The organism is Stenotrophomonas tumulicola (assembly GCF_014117215.1).
GTDB lineage: Bacteria > Pseudomonadota > Gammaproteobacteria > Xanthomonadales > Xanthomonadaceae > Stenotrophomonas > Stenotrophomonas tumulicola.
Genome location: NZ_JACGXS010000001.1, coordinates 1,212,099 through 1,230,871, shown reverse-complemented (window position 1 = coordinate 1,230,871; position 18,773 = coordinate 1,212,099). Strand labels below are relative to the sequence as shown.

Annotated in this window: 14 protein-coding genes and 2 pseudogenes; all 16 read right to left on the bottom strand. The window is 68.5% G+C overall.

Annotation, left to right across the window (positions count from 1 at the left end):
* Positions 1-240: 240 nt before the first annotated feature.
* Positions 241-1,026, bottom strand: coding sequence for a flagellar brake protein (locus H4O11_RS05470; RefSeq protein ID WP_182338325.1), 786 nt, complete (start codon positions 1,024-1,026; stop codon positions 241-243).
* A 94-nt stretch (positions 1,027-1,120) separates the two neighbouring features.
* A complete protein-coding gene (locus H4O11_RS05465) occupies positions 1,121-3,313 on the bottom strand; it encodes a methyl-accepting chemotaxis protein (protein ID WP_182338324.1) in 2,193 nt (730 codons plus the stop codon).
* Positions 3,314-3,616: 303 nt separating this feature from the next.
* Positions 3,617-5,761: pseudogene (locus H4O11_RS05460) on the bottom strand (methyl-accepting chemotaxis protein); the annotation flags it as partial.
* 300 nt (positions 5,762-6,061) lie between these two features.
* Positions 6,062-8,053 (bottom strand): chemotaxis protein CheA, encoded by a 1,992-nt coding sequence (locus tag H4O11_RS05455; protein ID WP_182338322.1) that lies wholly within the window; start codon positions 8,051-8,053, stop codon positions 6,062-6,064.
* A gap of 63 nt (positions 8,054-8,116) precedes the next feature.
* Complete coding sequence (locus H4O11_RS05450) at positions 8,117-8,482, bottom strand: response regulator (RefSeq protein ID WP_182338321.1); 366 nt, start codon at positions 8,480-8,482, stop codon at positions 8,117-8,119.
* Positions 8,479-8,787 (bottom strand): STAS domain-containing protein, encoded by a 309-nt coding sequence (locus tag H4O11_RS05445; RefSeq protein WP_182338320.1) that lies wholly within the window; start codon positions 8,785-8,787, stop codon positions 8,479-8,481. Before H4O11_RS05445 ends, H4O11_RS05450 begins: the two co-directional genes overlap by 4 nt.
* A gap of 348 nt (positions 8,788-9,135) precedes the next feature.
* A pseudogene (locus tag H4O11_RS05440) lies at positions 9,136-9,573 on the bottom strand (chemotaxis protein CheW); the annotation flags it as partial.
* Between the two features lie 398 nt (positions 9,574-9,971).
* Entirely contained in the window at positions 9,972-10,754 is a 783-nt protein-coding gene (locus H4O11_RS05435) for a ParA family protein (protein ID WP_182338318.1), read from the bottom strand.
* Between the two features lie 4 nt (positions 10,755-10,758).
* Positions 10,759-11,751, bottom strand: coding sequence for a flagellar motor protein MotD (gene motD, locus H4O11_RS05430; RefSeq protein ID WP_182338317.1), 993 nt, complete (start codon positions 11,749-11,751; stop codon positions 10,759-10,761).
* A 1-nt stretch (position 11,752) separates the two neighbouring features.
* Positions 11,753-12,493, bottom strand: coding sequence for a flagellar motor protein (locus H4O11_RS05425; protein WP_182338316.1), 741 nt, complete (start codon positions 12,491-12,493; stop codon positions 11,753-11,755).
* A gap of 76 nt (positions 12,494-12,569) precedes the next feature.
* Positions 12,570-14,402, bottom strand: coding sequence for a chemotaxis protein CheA (locus H4O11_RS05420; protein ID WP_182338315.1), 1,833 nt, complete (start codon positions 14,400-14,402; stop codon positions 12,570-12,572).
* Positions 14,403-14,404: 2 nt separating this feature from the next.
* On the bottom strand, positions 14,405-15,022 hold the full coding sequence (locus tag H4O11_RS05415) for a protein phosphatase CheZ (protein ID WP_182338314.1): 618 nt from the start codon (positions 15,020-15,022) through the stop codon (positions 14,405-14,407).
* Complete coding sequence (cheY, locus tag H4O11_RS05410; RefSeq protein WP_182338313.1) at positions 15,022-15,414, bottom strand: chemotaxis response regulator CheY; 393 nt, start codon at positions 15,412-15,414, stop codon at positions 15,022-15,024. Before cheY ends, H4O11_RS05415 begins: the two co-directional genes overlap by 1 nt.
* A gap of 20 nt (positions 15,415-15,434) precedes the next feature.
* Positions 15,435-16,178, bottom strand: a complete 744-nt coding sequence (locus H4O11_RS05405) for an RNA polymerase sigma factor FliA (protein ID WP_182338312.1) — start codon at positions 16,176-16,178, stop codon at positions 15,435-15,437.
* Positions 16,175-17,062 carry a MinD/ParA family ATP-binding protein gene (locus tag H4O11_RS05400; RefSeq protein WP_182338311.1) on the bottom strand — a complete coding sequence of 296 codons (888 nt, stop codon included), beginning with the start codon at positions 17,060-17,062 and terminating at the stop codon, positions 16,175-16,177. Before H4O11_RS05400 ends, H4O11_RS05405 begins: the two co-directional genes overlap by 4 nt.
* Positions 17,049-18,761, bottom strand: coding sequence for an AAA family ATPase (locus H4O11_RS05395; RefSeq protein WP_182338310.1), 1,713 nt, complete (start codon positions 18,759-18,761; stop codon positions 17,049-17,051). The genes H4O11_RS05400 and H4O11_RS05395 overlap by 14 nt, the downstream gene beginning before the upstream one ends.
* Between the last annotated feature and the right edge of the window lie 12 nt (positions 18,762-18,773).

The window sequence follows — 18,773 nt, the reverse complement described above, 5'->3', positions numbered from 1 at the left end:
TCGCTCGGCGCTACCGGCATCCCCTGTAGCGCCTGGCCATGCCAGGCGAGCGCGCAGCGCGGCCTGCACCCGGCATCGGGCGTTGATGGCAGGAGAGCCGCCGAGCATGGCTCGGCGCTACCCGTATCCCCGGTAGCGCCTGGCCATGCCAGGCGAGCGCGCAGCGCGGCCTGCATCCGGCATCGGGCGTTGATGGCAGGAGAGCCGCCGAGCATGGCTCGGCGCTACCGGATACCGGCATCAACCGTCGCCGTTCCTGCGGGCGCTGCGCTGGCGGTCGATGCGGAGAATGTAGCGCTGGATGGCCCTGTCGCCGCCGCGCGGCAGGTGCTCGAAACGCAGCCCCACGCGGTTCACCTGGGTGCCGTTGGGCAGGGTCTGGATGTGCTGGTTGCAGGCGACCAGGCCGACCCGCAGGTCGGGGCCGTCGGGCAGCGACAGTTCGGCTTCGTAGTGCTTCTGCATGCCGAAAACCGGGCAGGCTGCGGGCGTGGTGATGGCCAACCCGCCGCCGCTGATGTCCACCACCCGCATCGCCAACGTCGCCACCCGCCCATCGGCTGCGGGCAACAGCAGCAGCGGGGATGCGGTGACCGGCGTTTCCAGCCGGTAGAGCTCGCGGCGCTGCAGGTGCACGATTGAATCGGGCAGCGGCGCGCGGAAGGCGAGGTGGCGCCCATTCCGTTCGCGTCGCAGGTGATGGACGTGGAAGCGCACCAGCACCCGGTCCAGCCGTGCAAGGCACAGCAGGTAGCCGGCCTGCTCGGCGGCCCGGTTGGTGGCCTCGTGCGGGCTGCCGTCCAGCAGCAACTGGCCCTGCGCCTCGTCGATCTCCAGCACCGCACTGGGGAAACCCTGGTCGCGTCCGCCGATATGGGCGTTGAGCAGCGCACGCTGCTCGACCAGTTGCCTCAGCAGTTGGTGCACCCGCAGCGGATTGCGCACGAGATAACGCGCGTGGTCATCCTCATCGTCGTCGCGGACGATGGCGGCGTGCGGTGCTGCGTCGTGGCTGCCTGCGGACATCGTTCATGCATTCGATGGCGGGAGGCCGCGCCATGTGACGCGGCCTGTCTTCCAGCATATCGGCGGGGTTCCGGCCAACTGAAGCAGGCCCGGCTCAGTGCTGTGCGTGGGCGATCTCGTGCAAGCGCTGCGCCACCGCTGCGTCGTCCTGCTGGTCCTGCAGCCGGAAGCGGGCCACGGCTTCGGCCAGGCGCGCGGCCTGGTCGGCCATGGCATGGGTGGCCTGGGTCGACTCCTCCACCAGCGCCGCATTCTGGCGGGTGGTCGCGTCCATGTGGCTGATGCTCTGGCTCACCTGCTCGATGCCGCCGCTCTGTTCCTGCGATGCCGCGGCGATCTCGCGCATGATCTGGTTGACCTGCTGCACCGCCTGCACGATGTCCTGCATGGTGGCGCCGGCACGGCCGACCAGCTCCGCGCCGTGGGTGACCTTGCCGACGGAGTCGTCGATCAGGCCCTTGACCTGCCTGGCCGCCTCGGCCGAGCGTTGTGCCAGGGTGCGTACTTCGGCCGCCACCACGGCGAAGCCCCGGCCCTGTTCGCCGGCGCGTGCAGCTTCCACCGCGGCGTTCAGTGCCAGGATGTTGGTCTGGAAGGAAATGCCGTCCATCACTGAAATGATCTCGGCGATGCGCCGCGATGCCTGCTCGATCTCGGCCATGGTCGCTACGACGCGGCCGACCACCTCGCCGCCGGCGGAGGCCACCTCGGATGCACCGCTGGCCACGCGGTTGGCGGTGCGCGCGTGTTCGGCGTTCTGTCGCACGGTGGCGGTCAGTTCTTCCATCGTGGCCGCGGTTTCTTCCAGGCTGGCCGCCTGCTGTTCGGTGCGGCTGGCGAGGTGGCCGTTGCCCTGCGCCAGCCCGCCTGCGGTGGCGTTGATGCTGCGCGATGCGCCCTGGATGTTGCCGACGATGCGGGTCAGCTGGGCGATGGTCGAATTGGCGTCGTCGCGGATGCGTCCGAACACGCCGTGGAATTCACCTTCCATGCGCGTGGTGAGGTCGCCGCGCGACAGCGCCGACAGCAGCAGGGAAATCTGCTCGATGCTGCTGGCGTTGGTTTCCATCAACGAATTGAGCTGCTGGGCGAGTTGCAGGAAGAAGCCGTCCTTGCCCTCACAGGCCACGCGGCCGCTGAAATCTCCGCTGGCGGCGGCCTGCACGATCCGGCCGAGTTCCTCTTCCACCTGCGCTTCGAGGGTGCGGTCGGACCATTCGACGACGAAGCCCTGGCGTTGGCCATCGTCGCCGATGATCGGGTTCACGATAAGCCGCAGCAGGCGACCGCCGACGCGGATCTGCGCGCGGTAGGTGCCCACCAGGCCGTCCAGCAACGCGGCCTGGTGCGCCGGGTTGCGATGGAAGATGTCGATGTTGCGGCCGATCAGGTCGCTGGCGCTGAACTGCGGCAGGTCCCGGCGCAGGTCGCCCTCGGCCTCGGCCAGCATCTGCTGCAGCGGCCGGTTGACGAACACGATGTTGCGTTCGCGGTCGGCGATCATCACGTTGGTGGTGACATCGTCCAGCGCGGTGCGGATGCGCAGCGTGTCGGCCAGTGACGCCTGTTCCTGCTGGCGACGCTGCAGCAACTGCGTACTGGCCTGGACCAGCGCGTGGGCCAGCGATTCAGGCGGGAACTGCGTGGCATGGATGCCATGCGGCAGCGGCTGGTCCGCCGCGACGCCGCGGGCCAGCTGGGCCAACTGGCGCGGGTCATGGCCGAGCAGCATCAACTGTCGGCGCATCTGTACCGCCATGACCGAGAGCAGGCTGGTTTCGGCCACCACGTAGGCGGCATGCAGGGCGAGGATGCCGATGCCGCTACCCGGGGTGAACACCGGGTAGGGCAGGCCGCGCTGCTGCAGCATGAAGAACACCACGTGGTGCACGGCGATGGCCGCGGCGGCCACCACCAGCGGCAACCAGTCGCGGTAGTACAGCAGCAGGGCGATCAGCACGATGACGGTGAAATGGGTTTCCAGCATGCCGCCGGTCTGGTGGATCAGCGTGGCCGACAGCACCATCCAGGCCAGCGCGACGGTGCAGCGCGACAGCCGCGTGCCGGGCAGCAGGCGTACCTGGGCGGCGACCACCAGCAGCGCTGGCAGGCTGACCGACAGGAACGGCAGCCAGCTGCCGCCGTGCAGGGACATGGCCATGGACACGAGCGCCAGCAGCCCGGTGACGGCAAGGAACAGGCGATCGGCCTGGGCGCTCAGGACCTGCAGGAAGGGAAGCGTTTCGTGACCGGCGAGTGCGTCAAAGGCGGTGGGCTGTGCGGGCATGCGTGGTACTCCATGTGGCATGGGCTGCGGTTCAAGGGAGCGATCCTGCGGCTTTTGCCGCAGCAGGCGCGCATACGGCGGGCGCGAAGGGGTCGGTCGCCTGCGCCCACAGCGCAGGCAGGGTCCAACCGAGCCACAGCATCAACAGCAGCAGCCCCGCGACGGCGGGGGACAACCTGCGTGCGAAGCACGAACTGCGTGCGCTGGCGACCATCGATCCATCCGTTGGGTGGCTACTAGCGGTAGCGGCCCCCTACTGGCGAACTTGAACCGGCTTTGCTCGCCGACGCGGCGCGATGCTCAGGCTGCCTGCCTTTCGCCAGCGCCGACGCGGGCCGCGGCTGGCGACCGTTCCGCTCCGGACAGATGGAACTGCGCCACTGCCTCGGTCAGGTGCAGGGCCTGTTCTTCCATCGCCCGTGCCGCGGCGGTGGCTTCTTCCACCAGTGCGGCGTTCTGCTGGGTGGTCTCGTCCATCTGCACCACGGTCTGGTTGACCTGTTCGATGCCTGCGCTCTGTTCCTGCGAGGCGGCGGAGATCTCGGCCATGATGTCGGTGACACGCTGCACCGAGGCGACGATCTCGCCCATGGTGGCGCCGGCCTGGTGCACCAGCGCCGAGCCGTCGGCGACCTTGCCGACCGATTCATCGATCAGGCCCTTGATCTCCTTGGCCGCTGCCGCGGAACGCTGCGCCAGGGTGCGCACTTCGCTGGCGACCACGGCGAAGCCGCGGCCCTGGTCACCGGCACGGGCGGCTTCGACGGCGGCGTTGAGCGCCAGGATGTTGGTCTGGAAGGCGATGCCGTCGATGACCGAGATGATCTCGGCGATCCGCTTCGATGATGCCTCGATGTCGCTCATGGTGCTGACCACCTGGCCGACCACCTGGCCGCCCTGCGAGGCCACGCTGGCCGCACCGATGGCGAGTTGGTTTGCCTGGCGGGCGTGCTCGGCGTTCTGGCGCACGGTGGAGGTCAGCTCCTCCATCGAGGCGGCGGTTTCTTCCAGGTTGGCGGCCTGCTGTTCGGTACGGCGCGACAGGTCGTTGTTGCCGGCGGCAATTTCGCTGGCGGCGCCGCGGATGCTCTGCGTGGATGCCTGGATGCGCGATACGATCCCGGTCAGCTGCGAGACGGTGGTGTTGGCATCGTCGCGCATGCGGGCGAACACGCCGCGGAACTGGCCATCCATGCGAGCGGTCAGGTCTCCCGACGCAATGGCCTGCAACAGCCGGGACAGCTGGCTGAGGTTGCCGTCGGCCAGCTGCATCATGGCGTTGAGCTGTTCGATCATGAGCCGGAAATCATGCTCGAACAGGGTGGCGTCGCCGCGCTGGCTGAAATCGCCGGCTGCCGCGGCCGAGGCCAGCTGGTGGATCTGGGTGTTGATCGCCAGCAGGCTGGACTTGGCCGCATCCATGGATTCGTGCAGGAACGCGCGGCTGGCCGGCAGGCGACGCGCGTCGGGGGCGAGGTTGCCGATGGCATACTGGTTCAGCACGTCCACTGCATCGCGCAGCGCATCGAGGTGCTCGAAGACCACGATGTTGATGCCATGCGCCAGTTGGCCATAGATGCCGGGGAAGTCTTCCGGAATGCGATGGCTGATGTCCGGGCCGGCGTGCATGTCCGCCATCCGTTGGGTCTGCTCGGAGAAGCGGCGCAGCATCGCCGTCATCTCGGCGGTGGCGGTGAGCATCTTGCCGGCTTCATCGCGGCTGCTGGCCTGGGTGGTGACGCTGAGGTCGCCGCGGGCTACAGCTTCGATGGCCCGCACTGCCTTGCCGAGCGGTACGGTGACCGCGCGCGAGATGACCACGGCCAGCGTGGCGGCGACCAGCGAGAGCAGCAGGATGGCGCCGAGGATGGCGACCAGGCTGTTGCGGTGGCTCGCATTGGCGCTGGCGATGGCCGAATCCACCAGCGTGCCGCTATAGGCGCTGAGCGCCTTGAGGTCATCGAACAGCTTGCGTCGCAAGGGGCGGGACTGTTCGTCGGAAATCTGCTGGGCCAGCACCGCATCGCCGGCGTCGCCCGCGGCACGCATGCGGGCGTTGGCGGAGAAGTAGGCCTCCACGTCCTCCAGCACGATCTTGAAATGCGCGCGCTCCTGGTCGTTGGCGGGCAGCGCCGCATAGGCGTCCAGTTCGTCGTGCACGACCTTGGCGACGGCATCCATGCGGGTGTTGTAGTCGGCGACCCGGTCCGGCTGGTCCAGCATGGTCAGCTGGGCCATCTCATAGGTGCGGAACTCACCGAGCTGCGAGCGTACTTCACCAAGATGCTGGACCGAGGGCACGGCGTTGCTGGACATCATGTGCAGCTGTGCGTTGGCTTCGGACAGGCGCAGCAGGGCGAAGCCGCCGAGCACGACGGTCATCAGGGTCGTGAGGGTGAAGCCCACCGCAAGCTTGCGGGCAATGGGCAGGTCGCGGAACCACTTCATGCGGGTACTCCAGGCAGGACGGAGCGCAGCGGAGGAGCCGCTGGCGGTTATGGAGCGGGGGAGGGGCGTGTTGTCATCGACATGTCACGCCGCATGCAGGGATAGCGGCGCGGACCGGCGGTTCTGTAGGGCGGCGGTAATGCGACCAGGCGGCCTGCTTCCAGCAGCGGGTCATGGACCCGCTCTACCGGGTACTGACGGGCCATGCCCGTCACCGCGCAATGCGCGAAAAGCGGACAGGCAGCGTGTTTGCAGGTAGTGACGGGCCATGCCCGTCACCGCGCAATGCGCGAAAGGCGGTCAGGCGGCCTGCGGGACGCGCAGTGAACGCACCAGGCCACCGATGTCGACGATCAGGGCGACACGGCCGTCGCCGAGGATGGTGGCGCCGGACACCCCGCCGATGCGGCGGTAGTTGTTCTCGATGTTCTTCACCACCACCTGCTGCTGGCCCACCAGTTCGTCCACTTCCAGCGCGATCTTCTGGCCATCGCCTTCCACCACGACCACCAGTGACTCGTCGCTGCGACGCTCGGCGTAACCGTAGTATTCGCTCAGCGATACGATCGGCAGGTACTCGCCGCGGACGCGCAGCACGCGCCCTTCGCCGGCCATGCTGCGCACGTCGTTGGCCTGCGGCTGCAGGGCCTCCAGCACATAGGCCAGGGGCAGGATGAGGGTTTCGCCGGCCACCGACACGGTCATGCCGTCCAGGATGGCCAGGGTCAACGGCAGCCGGATCAGCGTGCGCGTGCCGCTGCCGGCGCGGCTTTCGATCTGTACTTCGCCGCCCAGCGCCTGGATGTTGCGGCGGACCACGTCCATGCCCACGCCACGGCCGGACAGGTCGGTGACGGCATCGGCGGTGGAGAATCCCGGTTGGAAGATGAGATCCCAGACCTGGTTGTCGGTGGCGTTGTCCGGTATGGCAATACCGTTCTCGGTGGCCTTGGCGAGGATCCGCTGGCGGTCCAGGCCGCGGCCGTCGTCGCTGACTTCGATGACGATGTGGCCGCCCTGGTGCGAGGCTGCCAGGGTGATGGTGCCGGTTTCTTCCTTGCCTGCATCGCGACGGACGTCGGGCATTTCCAGCCCGTGGTCGATGGAGTTGCGGACCAGGTGCACCAGCGGGTCGGCGATCTTTTCGATCAACCCCTTGTCCAGTTCGGTGCCTTCGCCGACGGTGCGCAGGCGCACCTGCTTGCCGAGGCGGCTGGAGAGATCGCGCACCAGGCGCGGGAAGCGGCGGAACACCGCATCCACCGGCAACATGCGTACGCCGATCACCGCTTCCTGCAGGTCGCGCGTGTTGCGTTCCAGCAGGTCCAGGCCGGCGAACAGCTGTTCGGCATGCGCCGGATCGATGGCGTTGGACACCTGCTTCAGCATGGCCTGGGTGATGACCAGTTCGCCGACCAGGTTGATCAGCGCATCCACCTTGTCCACGCTGACCCGGATCGAGGTTTCCGCTTCCTGGTTGCCGGTGGCGGCCACGCTGACCGTGGCTGGCGTGGCCGGTGCCGGTGCCATGGGCGCAGTGGCGGGTGCCGGCGTTGGCGTGGGCCGGGTTGCCAGGCTGGGCGGTGCGACGGCGCGGATATCCAGTTCGCAGTCATCCACCACCCAGGCGAAAGTGTCTTCGATCTGGCTGCGCTTGATCGGGCCGACCAGGCCCAGGTCCCAGGCCAGGTGGGCCTCGAACGGGTCCAGGTGTTCGAAGCCCGGCAGGCGCTCCATGCGCGCCTGCACCTGCAGCGGGCCGAGGTGTTCCAGTTCGCGGATGATGCGCAGCGGGTCGTTGCCGCTCATGAACATCGACGGTGCCGGCGCGAAACCGATCTGCCACGCTTCCGGGCCGGCTTCCGGCGCCGCCGGCGTGGCCGAGGCCGCCACGGCGACCGGATGGCCGGACAGGATGGTTTCCAGCCGGGCCTTGATCGCCGCCACTGATTCCGGATCGGCCTGCTGGCCGTGCTCGGCTTCGCGCAGCAGGGCACGCAGCACGTCCACCGAGGCCAGCATGGCATCCACGGCATCGGCTTCCAGTGCGCGCTTGCCGGCACGCAGTTCGTCCAGCAGTGTCTCCAGCACGTGGGTGAGCGCGGCGATGGCGTCGAAGCCGAAGGTGCCGGCGCCGCCCTTGATCGAATGCGCGGCACGGAACACCGAGTTGATGAGCTCGGCGTCCTGCTGGCCCGATTCCAGGGCAAGCAGTCCAGCTTCCATCGCGTCCAGTCCTTCGCGGCTTTCCTCGAAGAAGGTGGCGTGGAAGCGTTGCAGGTCCATGCTCATGTCAGTGCGTTCCGTGGGCGTGGGAAGGGGAATGGGCAGTGCGTGGCAGTGCGGTGCGGGCGGTCAGCCGAGGACTTTCTGCACCGTGGCGACCAGCTGTTCCGGATTGAACGGCTTGACCAGCCAGCCGGTGGCACCGGCCGCCTTGCCTTCGGACTTCTTGTCCGCCGCCGATTCGGTGGTCAGCATCAACATCGGGGTGAACTTGTAGTCGGCCAGCTGGCGCAGTTCGCGGATCAACGCGATGCCGTCCATGTTGGGCATGTTGACGTCAGTGACCACGGCGTTGAAACGCTGGCCCTTGGCGCGGTCCAGCGCGATCGCGCCGTCCTCGGCTTCTTCGACGGCGAAGCCGGCCGAGGTGAGGGCGAAGGAGACCATCTGGCGCATCGAAGCCGAATCGTCCACCACCAAGATACGTGCGCTCATGCAGCGTTCTCCACAGATTTCAGGTTGTCATGGGGTACTTCCAGGCCCAGGGCCTGGACGAGGCCGAGCAGGCGCGCGGCGTCGTTGAAGGTTGCGGTGCCGCCGTGGAAGGTGGTCGGCAGGCCGGCGTTGCGGCGGGCCTGCACGAAGGCGCAGAGCACCTGCATGGCGGCGGTATGGATACGGCCGACCCGGCTGGCATCCAGCGTCAACGGCCCGTCCGCAGCCAGCAGCGGGGCCAGGCGGTTCTTCAGCTCGGTGCTGCTCTCGATGCCGAGATCTTCACCCAGGTCCACAGTGCTCATCATTGCTCCGGACAAACGGTTCCAGACTTCATAGCGGCAATACGCCGGGAAGCTTTAGGGCCGCGTTGGACTGTTGCCTGCGGATCGGGTCCACGCCAACGGCAGCGGGGCATGGCCCCGCTCTACCGGGGTGCGAGGTAACGACGGGCCATGCCCGTCACCGGCAGGAGCAGCGGAGCGCGGCACCGGTAACGACGGGCCACGCCCGTCACCGGCAGGAGCAGCGTAGCGTGGCACCGGTAGTGACGGGCCATGCCCGTCACCGGCAGGAGCAACGGAGCGCGGCACCGGTAATGACGGGCCATGCCCGTCACCGGCAGGAACAGCGGGTCATGGACCCGCTCTACCTCAGGCGAGCAGGCGGGTGGCGTCGAGCAGGATCATCGGTTGCTGCTGCAGGCGGGCCACGCCGCGGAAGATGTCATTGCTGATGCGGCAGATGCGCGCGGTATCCGGCGGTTCGATCTGCGACTCGCCGAGGTTGGTCACGTCCTCCACCGCCGATACGCGCAGGCCCATGATCTCGCCATGCTCTTCCAGCACCACGATGCGGGTCTGCGCATCTTCATCGACCGGCGCGCCGCCCAGGTGGATGCCCAGGTCCATCACCGGCACCACCTGGCCGCGCAGGTTCATGATGCCCAGCATTGCCGGGGCGGTGCCGCGCAACGGCAGCAACGGCACCGGCAGCACCACCTCCTGCACCTTCAGCAGCTCCAGCGCATAGGCCTGGCTGCCACAGCGCAGCCGCAGCCAGCGCGTACTGCGCTCGGCGGCGCGGCGTGGCGGACTGTGCGCCGGGTTGCGTGCCTGTTCCTGCAGTTCCCGCCAGGTGGTTGCCGGCCCGACGGCTTCGTCGATGGGCACCGACGCCGTACGCGAGGACGTGCGCGGCGGCAACACCGGCGCTGCTGCCACGTCGACCGTGGCCGGCTCCGCCGCTGCTTCGAAGGCGGCCTGCAGCGAAGGGCTGTCGGCATGGACGAGCAGGGCGGCGGTATCCTCGCCGGTCTCGTAGATCACCTCATCGGGCAGGTCGTCCCAGGTCGGCTCGCGCCCCGGCGGGTCGATCTTCGGTGCATCGATCTCCGCCGGTGCCGGGGCGCAGGCCGCGACGGTCGCTGCAACCGGCACCGCCTCGCCCAGCAACTGCTCCAGGTAATCGTCGAGCACGGCTTCGCTGTTCATGCGGCCTGCTCCAGCGCACGCGCGTCCTCTGCAAGGATCCAGTTGAGCGCACGACGGTAGGCGGCCAGGCCACGGCCCGGATAGTCATCGCCTTCGATCGGCGCCATCAGCGTGGTCGCGTTGCTGATCCGCGTATCCACCGGAATCGCCTCGTCCCAGACCAGGCTGCCATGCGTTTCCTGCATCTGCCGCAGGCTCTCGTTGCCGGTGCGGGTGCGGCGATCGAACAGCGTCGGCAGGATGGACAGCGGCAGCGGCCGGCGCCGCGAGCGCTGCACCATCTCGCCGGTGCGGACCATGCCGTCCAGCCCGTGCAGAGCCAACGGCTCGGCCTGGGTCGGGATGACCAGCCGGTCGGCCGCCGCCAGCGCATTGATCATCAACAGCCCCAGGGTGGGGGCGCAGTCCAGCAGGATGTAATCGTGGCGTGCCTGATGGCGCGCCAGCGCGTTCTGCAGCGACAGCCCCAGCCCCGGCTGGTTGGCGCTGCGTCGTTCCAGCGTGGCCAGCGCGGCCTGCGCGCAGACGTGGTCCAGCCCAGGCAGCGCGGTGGGGCGGCACAGCGCGGCCAGTTCGGCCGGTGGGGTGGCGAACAGGTCCAGCACGCCGGCCGGAGGCGGATCCAGCGGAATGCCGAAGGCACGGGTCAGCGATGCGTGCGGGTCGAGATCGATCAGCAGCACGCGATGGCCACGCGCGACCAGCCCACGGCCCAGGGCCAGGGTGGTGGTGGTCTTGCCGACTCCGCCCTTCTGGTTGGCGATTGCCCAGATGCGCATCGGTCTACTCCTTCAAGGCTGGGGTGATGGCGGCGCCGATCTGGCTGCCTGCCGGCGCAGGCGTGGCGGGTGCCTGCACAGTGGAAGGGGCGGGGGAGGCAGGGCCAGCGGGCGAGCCGGTGTCGGCCGCTGCGTTCAGGCGCTCGCTGATCGCGTCCACCGCACGGCTGGTATCGGCCAGGATGATCACCATCACCCGGCGGTTGCGGTTGCGTCCGCCTGCACTGTCGTTGTCTTCGCGTGGACGGAACTCGCCGTAACCGACCATCGCCAGCCGCGCCGGTTGCAGGCCCTGGTCGGCGAACAGGTGGACCACGCTGGCGGCGCGTGCCGCCGACAGTTCCCAGTTGGAGGGGAACTGCGCCGTGGCGATGGGGATGTTGTCGGTGTGGCCTTCCACGCGGACGCTGTTGGGCACCTCGCGCAGCACTTCGGCCAGCCTGGACAGGGTGTCGCGGGCATGGATGTCCAGGCCTGACGAACCGGTGGGGAACAGGATGTCGCTGTTGATCTCCACCTCGATCCACAGTTCGGTGCGGCGCACGGTGATCATGCCGCGCTCGATCAGCGGCGACAGCGCGGCGGTCAGGCGTTCGGCAATGGCATCCAGCTGGCGCTCTGCTTCGCGCAGCTGTGCCTGGTCGCGGAAGGAGATCGGCGAGCGCATCTGCGAGGCCATCGACGGCAGCAGGGTCGGGTCGTTGGCCGGCGCCGGCGCGGAAGGGCCGATCCGGCTGCCGGCATGGATCACCGACGGCGCATCCCAGGCACCGCCCTTTACCTGGTTGCTGCCGACCTGGACCGGGTTGATGGTGCGGGGCGCCGAACCGAAGGCAGTGCTGAGCGCGCTGGCGACCACGCGGTACTTGCCTTCGTTGACAGTGGAAATGGCGTACATCACCACGAAGAAGGCGAGCAGCAGGGTCATGAGGTCGGCGTAGGGGATGGCCCAGGCCTCATGGTGGGTGGACTCTTCGTGATGCCGGCGACGGGCCATGTCAGTGCAGGAAACCGGACAGGTTGGTTTCGATGTTGCGCGGGTTCTCGCCCAGCGCGATGGAGATCAACCCCTCGATGGCCATCTCACGGTCACGGGTGTTGTGGGCGATGACGCTCTTCAGCTTGGCTGCCACCGGCAGGAACAGCAGGTTGGCCGAGGCGATGCCGTAGATGGTGGCGGTGAACGCCGCAGCGATGCCATGGCCGAGCTTGCTCGGGTCGGCCAGGTTCTTCATCACCGCGATCAGCCCCAGCACCGCGCCGATGATGCCCAGCGTCGGTGCATAGACGCCCATCGCTTCGAACACCTTGGACGCGGCCATGTCCTGGTGCTCCTGCGTGCTCAGTTCGATTTCCAGCATGTGGCGGATGGTTTCCGGCTCCACGCCGTCCACCAGCAACTGCAGGCCCTTGCGCAGGAACGGATCGTTCTGTGACTCCACCTGCGCTTCCAGCCCGAGCAGGCCCTGGCGGCGCGCGATGTTGCTCCATTCCACGATCTGCGCGATCAGCTCCCGGCGGTCGCTCTGTGGCGGGCGGATCACCCAGCGCACGATCTTGAACGCGTGCTTGAACACGGCCGGCGCGGTATGCAGCAGGATCGCCGCGAGCGTGCCCAGGATCACGATCACGAAGGCAGCAGGCGACCACAGCGAGGCCAGGCCAGCGCCCTTGAGGATGCTGCCTCCGACCAGTGATGCCAGGGCGAGGAAGAGTCCTATGAGGCTGAGTCTGTCCATGGTTCCGTTAGCGGCCTGTAGCGGGGTGACTTGAGGTTCCAGCCGGCAACGTGCCGACCGGCATCGGGGTTCTGGTTCAGTCCTGCGGGGTACGCAGGCCGTCGACATCCAGGATCAGCGCCATCCTGCCGTCGCCGATCAGGGTGGCGCCGGCATAGCCGCGCAGTCCGCGCAGGGCCTTGGGCAGCGGCTTGATCACCACTTCCTCGCGGCCGCGTACCTGGTCCACGACCAGGCCGAATCGCGCTTCGCCGGCCTGCAGCACCACGATGGTGAGCAGTTGGGAGGGGGCCGGCGCCACGTCCAGCCATTGGCGCAGGTCCACCAGGGCCAGCGTGTGCGAACGGCGGTCGAGCACGGCCCGGCCATCGAACCAGCCCAGCGAGGTTGCCGGCGCATGCAGCACTTCCAGCACGCGTGCCAGTGGCAATGCATAGACGTCCTCGCCGGCCTGCACCAGCAGGGTGGGCAGGATGGCCAGGGTAAGCGGCACGCGGATCATGAAACGGCTGCCGCGACCCAGTTCGGACTGGATCTGGATCTGGCCGCTGAGTTCGCGGATGCGTGACTGCACCACGTCCATGCCGACGCCGCGCCCGGAAATGTCGGTGACCTGCTGCTTGGTCGAGAAGCCCGGCAGGAACACCAGGTGCAGGCATTCCTCGCTGGTCAGCCGTGCCGCCGCCTCGGGATCGATCAGGCCCTTTTCGCGAGCCTTGGCACGAAGCTTCTCGGGATCGATGCCGGCGCCGTCGTCCTGCACTTCGATGCTGACGTAGTCGCCTTCCTGTTGCGCCGACAGCCGGACGTGGCCGCTGCGCGGCTTGCCCTGCGCTTCGCGCAGCTCCGGTGCCTCCACGCCATGGTCGATGGCGTTGCGGACCAGGTGCACCAGCGGGTCGGCCAGCGCCTCCACCAGGTTGCGGTCCAGCTCGGTCTCGGCGCCGACCAGTTCAAGCTCCACTTCCTTGCTCAGCGAGCGGGCGACGTCGCGGGCCACCTTGGGGAAGCGCGAGAACACCTTGCCGACCGGCTGCATGCGCGTACGCATCACGGCGGACTGCAGGCGCGCAGTGGCGATGTCCAGGGTGGAGACCGCGCGGTCGAGTTCTTCATCGCGCAGGCGCACGCGCAGGGTCTTCAGCCGGTTGCGTGACAGCACCAGTTCGCCGATCAGGTTGACGATGGCATCCAGGCGCCGGGTGTCCACGCGCACGGTCTGCTCGGCTTCGGCCAGCGGCTTGGCCGGCCGGGGCGCCGGCGCGGCAACGGCGCGCCGGGGGGGAAGGTCCCCGCGGGGCGCGGTTTCCGTGTCGGCAAGCCCGTTGCTGCCTGGAACGGCACCGCCGTGCAGCTGGTCCAGCAACGCTTCGAATTCGTCCTCTCCCATCAGCCCGTCGTCAGCCTTGGCCGGCACTGCCGTCGGCGCACCACCGCCGTGCAACTGGTCCAGCAGTGCTTCGAATTCGTCGTCGCTGATCAGGTCCGGGTCGCCGTTGCCGGCGATCGTGCCGGCAGCGTGGGTGGGGGCGCTGCCGACGTCGAACTGGGCGACCAGGTCCGGAGGCGCATGGCCCGGCTCTTCGCCAGCCGATACCGCGTCCAGCATCGCCTGCAGGTAATCCAGCGACTGCTGCGCGGCATCGAAATGATGCGGCTGCAAGGCCGCCTGGCCGGAACGGGCCAGGCCCAGGGCTTCTTCAGCCGCATGGCACAGTTCGACCATCGCGGTGATGCCGAGGAAGCCGGCACCGCCCTTGAGGGTGTGGTAACCGCGGAACACCGCGTTGAGCTGGTCGCTGTCCCGTGGTGCCTGTTCCAGGCTGACCAGCTGCTCACCGAGGCGATCGAGGATCTCCTGCGCTTCGATGATGAAATCAGCGGCGATGTCGTCGGCGATCGCGCCCATGCTCATAGCCCCAGGTCGGACAGCAGGTCGTCGGCGTCGTGCTGGGACACCGCATGCCGGTCCACGCCAATGACCGCCGGGCCGGCCAACGTGGATGCGTTGCGGCCGCCCTGCAGTTCCGGGGGCAGGCCCAGCGCGCCGAACCCTTCATGGACGCGGCGCACGATGCCGACCACGCGGCGGATGATCTGCCCGGTCAGGTCCTGGTAACTCTGGGTCAGCGCAATCTCGGTCAGGTTGTGGCGGATGCGTTCCAGTGCCTGCTGCCGTTCCAGCGGCGGCAGTTCGTCCTCGCCCAGGCGCGCGGCAAGCCCGCGGCATTCCTCGGCCAGGTCCAGGGTGCGGTGGGTGGCCTGCTCGGTCATCGCCACCACGTGGTCCAGCCGCGCGCAGGCATCATCCAGCTCGCCGGCCTCGGCATTGACGTGGGGCAGTTCACCCAGTGCCTGGCCCAGTTCGCGCGCCAGCCGCGACAGGCCGGCCATCATCGGTTGGGTGCGGGCGGCGGCCAGCGCGTCGATCTGCAGGCGCCAGCCCGCTTCGTCGCCGGCTTCCAGCGCGGCCAGCGCTTCCTGCAGGCGCTGGACCAGCCAGCTCTTGTCGGTGATGGGGTTGTCCATCAGGCGCTCGCCGCCAGGCGCTCGAAGATCTTGCCGAGCTTTTCCTGCAGGGTCTGCGCGGTGAACGGCTTGATGATGTAGCCGTTGACCCCGGCCTGGGCGGCTTCGATGATCTGTTCGCGCTTGGCCTCGGCAGTCACCATCAGCACCGGCAGCGTCTTCAGCCGGGCATCGGCGCGGATCGCACGCAGCAGTTCGATGCCGGTCATGACCGGCATGTTCCAGTCGGTGACCACGAAATCGAACGACTGGCCCTGCAGCATGGCCAGTGCGGCGTGCCCATCCTCGGCCTCGGCGGTGTTGCTGAAGCCCAGGTCGCCGAGCAGGTTCTTGACGATGCGACGCATGGTCGAGAAGTCGTCGACGATCAGGATGCGCATGTTCTTGTTCAAAGCTTCTTCCTCTTGGGTACTTACGCTTCCAGGCCCGCGTCGGCGGCCTCGAAGGTCTTCAATCTGCCACGCAGGCGCAGTACCGCCTGGCCGTGGATCTGGCAGACCCGCGACTCGCTCACGCCGAGCACCGCGCCGATCTCCTTCAGGTTCAGTTCCTGCTCGTAGTACAGCGACAGCACCAGCTGCTCGCGTTCGGGCAGCAGGCCGATCGCCTTGCCCAGTTCGCGACCGAACTCACCGCGCTCCAGCACCTGCTGCGGGTTCGGGCCGCCCTGGGCGATGGTGTCCAGTTCGCCCTGGTCTTCGATGCGCGACTCCAGGCTCAGCACCTGTCCGCGCGCGGCATCTTCCATCAGCCGCAGGTACTCCGGCAGCGGCATGTCCATCGCCGCGGCGACTTCGATGGCCGAGGCGGCGCGGCCGCTGGCCTGTTCCAGGCGGCGGATGGTGGCGGCGGCATCGCGTGCGCGCCGATGCACCGAACGCGGCACCCAGTCGCCGCGACGGATCTCATCGATCATCGAGCCACGGATGCGGATCGAGGCGTAGGTCTCGAACGAGGCCCCTTGCTCGGCGTCGTAGCTGCGCGAGGCTTCGATCAGGCCCATCATGCCGGCCTGGATCAGGTCGTCTACCTCGACGCTGGCGGGCAGGCGCGCCGCCAGGTGATGGGCAATGCGCCGGACCAGGTCCGAATGCTGGTTGACGCAGTCGGTGGCGGCACTGCGCTGCACTTCGCGGTACTGGGCGGCGCCTTTCATACCACCACCCCGCGTTGCCGGAGGATGCGCTCGAGGAAGAACTCCACGCCGCCGCGGGGTTCGGTAGGGGCCTGCCAGCGCGCGGTGCGACGGGCGATCTCGTTGATCGCCAGCGCCGCCGGGCTGGACGGATAGGCCTTCACCACCGGCTGCTGGCGCTGCACCGACAGGCGCAGCCAGTCATCCTGCGGCACGCAGCCGAGATAGTTCAGCGACACATCGGCGAGGAACTTCTCGCACACGCGCGAGAGCTTTTCATACAGCACGCGGCCTTCGTTCTGGTCGCGCACCATGTTGGCCACCACCTGGATGCGGTCGATCCCGCGTTCGCGCGACAGCACCTTGATCAGTGCGTAGGCATCGGTGATCGACGCCGGTTCGTCGCAGACCACCACCACGGTGTCCTGCGCGGCCTGGCAGAAGGTCAGCACGCCATCGGTGATGCCAGCGGCGGTATCGACCACCATCACGTCCAGCTCGCGCTCCAGCTCGGAGAACACGTTGACCAGGCCGACATGCTCGGCCGGCGCCAGTTCGGCCATGTGCCGGCGGCCGGACGCGGCCGGCACCACCAGCACGCCGTTGGGGCCTTCGATGATCACTTGTTCCAGCGTGCAGCGTCCGGCGACCAGGTCGGCCAGGGTGAACTTCGGCTGCAGGCCGAGGATGACATCGATGTTGGCCAGGCCGAGGTCGGCGTCCAGCAGCAGCGTGCGCTTGCCCATGCCTGCCAGCGCAACGGCCATGTTGGCCGACACGTTGGTCTTGCCCACGCCGCCCTTGCCGCCGGTGACGGCGATGGTACGGACCGCGCCGGGCGGCTGGCTGCGGGTGGCCGACAGCGGGGAGGGGGTGGTCAGCTTGGCGTACTCACGCGACGGCATGGTTCAACTCCGGGTTGCAGGGCATATCGGCCGCGCGGCGCAGATCTTCAAGGCGAAGTACCAGGTTGGCCGCGCTGGCCCGGTGCAGGTCTTCGGGAACATCCTGTCCATCGGTCACCCAGGTGATCGGCAGGCGATGGTCCACGGCGACCGAAAGCGCGGTGCCGAAGCGGCCGGTTTCATCCAGCTTGCTCAGCACCACGCCCTGCAGGTTGGCGGCACTGAAGCGGCGCACCACTTCGTCCATGTCGCCCAGGCTGGTGTTCGCCGGCAGCACCAGCAGGGTGCTGACCTGGCGCGCGGCACGCAGCCACTGCAGCTGGGAGGCGAGGGTGCGGTCGCGTGGACCGACGCCGGCGGTGTCGATCAGCACCAGCTTGTAGTCCTTCAGGCGTTCCAGCAGCTGGTCCAGGTCGGTACCGCTGCCCGCCTCGTGCACGGCGATGCCCAGCTGGCGACCGAAGCCGTACAACTGCTCGCGGGCGCCGATGCGGGCGGTGTCGGTGGTGACCAGGGCGACATCGCGCGGGGCATGCGCTTCGGCGAAGCGCGAGGCCAGCTTTGCGATGGTGGTGGTCTTGCCGGCACCGGTGGGACCGACCAGTGCGATCACGCCGCCGGCCTCCAGCGGGTCGATCGGGCTGATCGGCAGCTTGCGCGAGATCAGCCCCAGCATCAGGCCACGACCACGATGGACTTCGGTTTCCAGCGGGATCTGCAGCACCACGTCGCGACTGATGCCGGCATCGAAGCCGTATTCGTCCATCAGGTCCAGCGCTGCCGCCCGCACCGGATTGCCACGCAGGCGCTCATCGGTGAAGCGGTTCATCTCGCGCTCGATGACCTGGCGCATGCCGGCCACTTCGTTGCGCAGGCGACGCATCTCGTCGTCGTCGCGGGCGATGACGGTCAGCGCGGGAGCGGCCGGCGGTTCGGCCGGGCGGCGATCGCGGGTCGTCACGCTTTCGGCGTCAGCGGAGCGTGGCTCCGCCGTACCGGCAGATGGCAGGGGCAGCGGCGGCGGCCGTGGTGCCGATGGTACGGGCGGCACGACCGGCGCGATGAAGCTTGCCACGGCGGACATCGGCGCGCGCAACGGGCTGTCAACCGGCGCTGGTGCGTCCAGGCTGAAGCTGGCGCTCTCCACCCAGGTGCGCGGCAGGCGGGCGTCCGCCTTCGGTGCGTCAATCAATGGGCGCGCGGGCGGGGCGATGACCGGTTCCAGACGCGACGGTTCATTGGCGGGCTGCAGCAACGTGGTGGGCGGGGCATCGCCGGCGGCGCGTGCCAGCGTGGCGGCGAAGCCTTCGCTGCCGCGCCGGGGCACGATCTCGTCGGCGCTGTTCAAGGTGCGGCCGGTGGCGCCCACCGCAGCGCGGGCCAGTGCCGCCACCGCCGAGGTGGTGGCCGACACCGGCTCGGCGTCCGCGGCCGGTGCGCGGCGGCGGGTCATCGCGGCGATCATCGCTTCGGCGGCACTGCGCGGCCGCGGCGTGGGCGCGGGCGTCGGTGCGATGTCCCTGCGCGCCGCGTCCAGTGCGCGCTGTACGGCACTCTCGTCGTAATGCGCGGCGGCCACGATTTCCACGCCTTCCTCGATCCGCCGGTTGGACAGGATCACGGCGTCGGGTCCGTGTTCCTTGCGTACCAGGTTCATGGCCGCGCGCATGTCGGCGGCGACGAATCGTTTGATCTTCATGCTTGGGTACCG

Excerpts from the sequence above, each read along its gene's own strand:
- H4O11_RS05470 (WP_182338325.1), bottom strand. The coding sequence starts at position 1,026 with ATGTCCGCAGGCAGCCACGACGCAGCACCGCACGCCGCCATCGTCCGC.
- H4O11_RS05465 (WP_182338324.1), bottom strand. The coding sequence starts at position 3,313 with ATGCCCGCACAGCCCACCGCCTTTGACGCACTCGCCGGTCACGAAACG.
- H4O11_RS05455 (WP_182338322.1), bottom strand. The coding sequence starts at position 8,053 with ATGAGCATGGACCTGCAACGCTTCCACGCCACCTTCTTCGAGGAAAGC.
- H4O11_RS05450 (WP_182338321.1), bottom strand. The coding sequence starts at position 8,482 with ATGAGCGCACGTATCTTGGTGGTGGACGATTCGGCTTCGATGCGCCAG.
- H4O11_RS05445 (WP_182338320.1), bottom strand. The coding sequence starts at position 8,787 with ATGAGCACTGTGGACCTGGGTGAAGATCTCGGCATCGAGAGCAGCACC.
- H4O11_RS05435 (WP_182338318.1), bottom strand. The coding sequence starts at position 10,754 with ATGCGCATCTGGGCAATCGCCAACCAGAAGGGCGGAGTCGGCAAGACC.
- motD (WP_182338317.1), bottom strand. The coding sequence starts at position 11,751 with ATGGCCCGTCGCCGGCATCACGAAGAGTCCACCCACCATGAGGCCTGG.
- H4O11_RS05425 (WP_182338316.1), bottom strand. The coding sequence starts at position 12,493 with ATGGACAGACTCAGCCTCATAGGACTCTTCCTCGCCCTGGCATCACTG.
- H4O11_RS05420 (WP_182338315.1), bottom strand. The coding sequence starts at position 14,402 with ATGGGCGCGATCGCCGACGACATCGCCGCTGATTTCATCATCGAAGCG.
- H4O11_RS05415 (WP_182338314.1), bottom strand. The coding sequence starts at position 15,022 with ATGGACAACCCCATCACCGACAAGAGCTGGCTGGTCCAGCGCCTGCAG.
- H4O11_RS05405 (WP_182338312.1), bottom strand. The coding sequence starts at position 16,178 with ATGAAAGGCGCCGCCCAGTACCGCGAAGTGCAGCGCAGTGCCGCCACC.
- H4O11_RS05400 (WP_182338311.1), bottom strand. The coding sequence starts at position 17,062 with ATGCCGTCGCGTGAGTACGCCAAGCTGACCACCCCCTCCCCGCTGTCG.
- H4O11_RS05395 (WP_182338310.1), bottom strand. The coding sequence starts at position 18,761 with ATGAAGATCAAACGATTCGTCGCCGCCGACATGCGCGCGGCCATGAAC.